Raw genomic sequence first — 2,798 nt, forward strand, 5'->3', positions numbered from 1 at the left:
TTATCATGGGCATTGTTAATTCTCATCTGATTCTTCATTTTCTCAATATCTTTACGGGCTGGCGCTCCTCCTGGGCGAGTCATGCTGGTAACCTCGATCGCTTCACTAACAAGCGTGCCAATTGCGTTAGAGTTGGCACGCATCTTATCACCGCAACTTATCAGTGCATGCCGAATAGCTTTCCCTTCCGCTCGATTACCTCTAGCCTCCGCCTCAACTGCTTTATAGGTTGCAACCCAAGCGACGGCTCGAGTATTGGTAAAGTGCGGATAGGGGTTGGCTATAAAGGCAGCAATATGCCTGATCGTAGTCTTATCTCCATAAGTTATTTCAGCAAGTCGGCAACTGCCATTGATATAGTCACTACTGTAATCATTCCAATTTGGCTTTTCGGCAGCACGTTTTAGGCATTTAATCGCTTCTGAATCTTGATTAGCGGCGAATAAACATGATGCCCGCATGAATGGGAAGAAGGCATTCTTCGGGTCATAACGTTCCCCCCTTGCCGCAGCCGCATCATAGGCGATTAAGTCTTCAGACTTACTTGGAGGTGGCAATGGCTCTGGCGGATAACCAATAAGAGCATTTTCTTCGTTTCGTTTGAGCCTTACAGCATTTCTACTCATTTCTCTGATTAACGCCGCCTGAGCGGATGGGCTTTGCGGATAGCGCTCAGCCAACTTCTTATATGCTTGAACCAGTCGAAGAGTCTCTCCCGAACTTGCCATTTCGCCTGCATCGACTGCCAAGGCGATTTGGACAGGTACATCGTTTGGGAACTTGCTTGCCGCTTCCTTCATGCGCTTTTTCTGAGCGACACCCCAAGGCTGATCCTTTAAGTTACTTTCCGGCTCTATGCCTGTAATCATTCGAGCGGCGGAGAATTGAACGGGGGTTCTGAAGATCATTTCTAAGTGCAAAAGAAATAATCCGCGTGTCGAGGGACGCATTAATGTCACAATTAGCATAAGAATGCAAAGTCCGGTTACGGTAAATAGATATTTTCTCAAGAAAACTCCACCTCAATTCCATCATTCGTTGTGTTCACTCGGATATCCTTCTAAGGATTGACTTGTCGCCAATCGACTTTGTAGAATAAGTTGCCAATTCGACATCAAGAGTATATTATTCCATATGAGCTTACTCACTGTTAACAACCTGGAGAAATCTTTCGGGGCGGATACCATCCTCGATGGTGTTTCACTGCGTCTGGGTTGGGGGCAGAAGATGGGGCTAATTGGGCGAAATGGCTCCGGCAAGACGACTTTGCTGCGCATTTTAACCGGCCAGATGGAAGCTGATAAGGGCAGAGCCACCTATGCGCGAGGAGTCAGTTTCGGGTATCTAATGCAAGAAGAAGCAGTCGACCCCAATAAAACGGTCATCGAAGAAGCGCAAGAAGCCTTCCAGCATGTACTGGAAATGGAAGGACGGCTACGCGAACTGGAGCAAGCGCTTCCCAACATGACCCACGGGCCGGAACTCGATACTGCGATGGATGAATATGCCCTCCTTCATGAGCGTTTCGATGCGATGAACGGTTACAGCGCTCTGAGGGACGTTCGTAAAGTCTTGATGCGGCTTGGGTTCAAGGAAAATGAACTTGACAAGCCGAATTCAGTGCTTTCGGGTGGAGAACGCACCCGGCTCGCGCTTGCAAGATTACTTCTGCTCTCACCCGACGTTCTGTTTTTAGATGAACCGACTAATCACCTCGACATGGCGGCAACCGAATGGCTAGAGGAGTTCCTCTCATCCTTCGGCGGAGCGCTTCTGCTCGTTGCTCACGACCGTTATTTCCTGGATAAAGTTGTCACTTCGATTGCGGAGCTTGAAAAATCACAGATCAAAGTCTATCCGGGCAACTTTTCGACTTATTGGAACTTAAAACAAGAGCAAGCTGAACACCAATTAGAGATGTATGAGCGTCAACAGGAAGAAATAGCCCGCCTTGAAGAGTATGTTCGGCGCACGATGGGGAACCAAAAAACAGGACAAGCCAAAAGCCGCCTCAAAGCCATCGATCGAATTAAGCAGGAAGGGGTCGATCGGCCGCGTGAAGAAGCTCCCCCTGAATTGAAATTGACCAAAACTGCCCGCAGCGGGAATGATGTTGTCCTTCTAAAAGACCTGACCAAACGCTATGGTGAGCGGACGCTTTTTGAGAAGCTTAACCTGATGGTGCGCTATCGCGATCGCTTGGGTGTGATTGGCCCGAATGGGTCGGGGAAATCAACGCTTATAGAAATCCTTCTAGGCCGCGAAGAACCAACTTCAGGCATTGCGCGGTTGGGCGCTTCGATTACGATGGGGTATTTCGCCCAAGACACTGTCGATCTAGACCCTGATATGACCGTGCTCGATCATATCTATCAGCCATTCGATATCAAACCGGCTGAAGCTCGTAACTTTTTAGCCCGATTTTTATTTACAGGCGATGATGTATTCCGTCCTGTGGCGCTTTTATCAGGCGGTGAGAAGAATAAATTAGCCCTCGCCCAGCTTATCATGCTCAAGCCTAATCTGCTTATCTTAGACGAGCCGACCAACCACCTCGATATTGCCTCCCGTGAGGCGTTAGCCAAAATGCTTCGTGAGTATGACGGCACATTAATACTAGTCTCTCACGATCGCTACCTTTTGGACCAGGTCACTACTCACACGCTCGAATTTATAGATGGCCGCGCTGAGCTTTTTGATGGCAGCTATGCTGCGCTTCACTTAGTTAAGGAAGAACGCGCTAGAAAACAACTTGCGCTTGAGAAGAAGAAAGCAAAAGGCTCTCCCGCCGTAACAAC

General features: G+C 48.5%; 2 protein-coding genes. One reads left to right on the forward strand and one right to left on the reverse strand.

Going from position 1 to position 2,798, the window contains the following annotated elements; translation table 11 throughout:
- A partial coding sequence (locus WCO51_11915; protein MEI6513959.1) for a hypothetical protein occupies positions 1-1,010 on the reverse strand: 1,010 nt, incomplete at its 3' end.
- A gap of 124 nt (positions 1,011-1,134) precedes the next feature.
- On the opposite strand from WCO51_11915, the gene WCO51_11920 reads away from it, so the two are divergent.
- Positions 1,135-2,798 (forward strand): ABC-F family ATP-binding cassette domain-containing protein (locus WCO51_11920; GenBank protein ID MEI6513960.1); only part of this gene is annotated, 1,664 nt, incomplete at its 3' end.

The sequence above is a fragment of the bacterium genome (genome assembly GCA_037131655.1).
GTDB lineage: Bacteria > Armatimonadota > Fimbriimonadia > Fimbriimonadales > JBAXQP01 > JBAXQP01.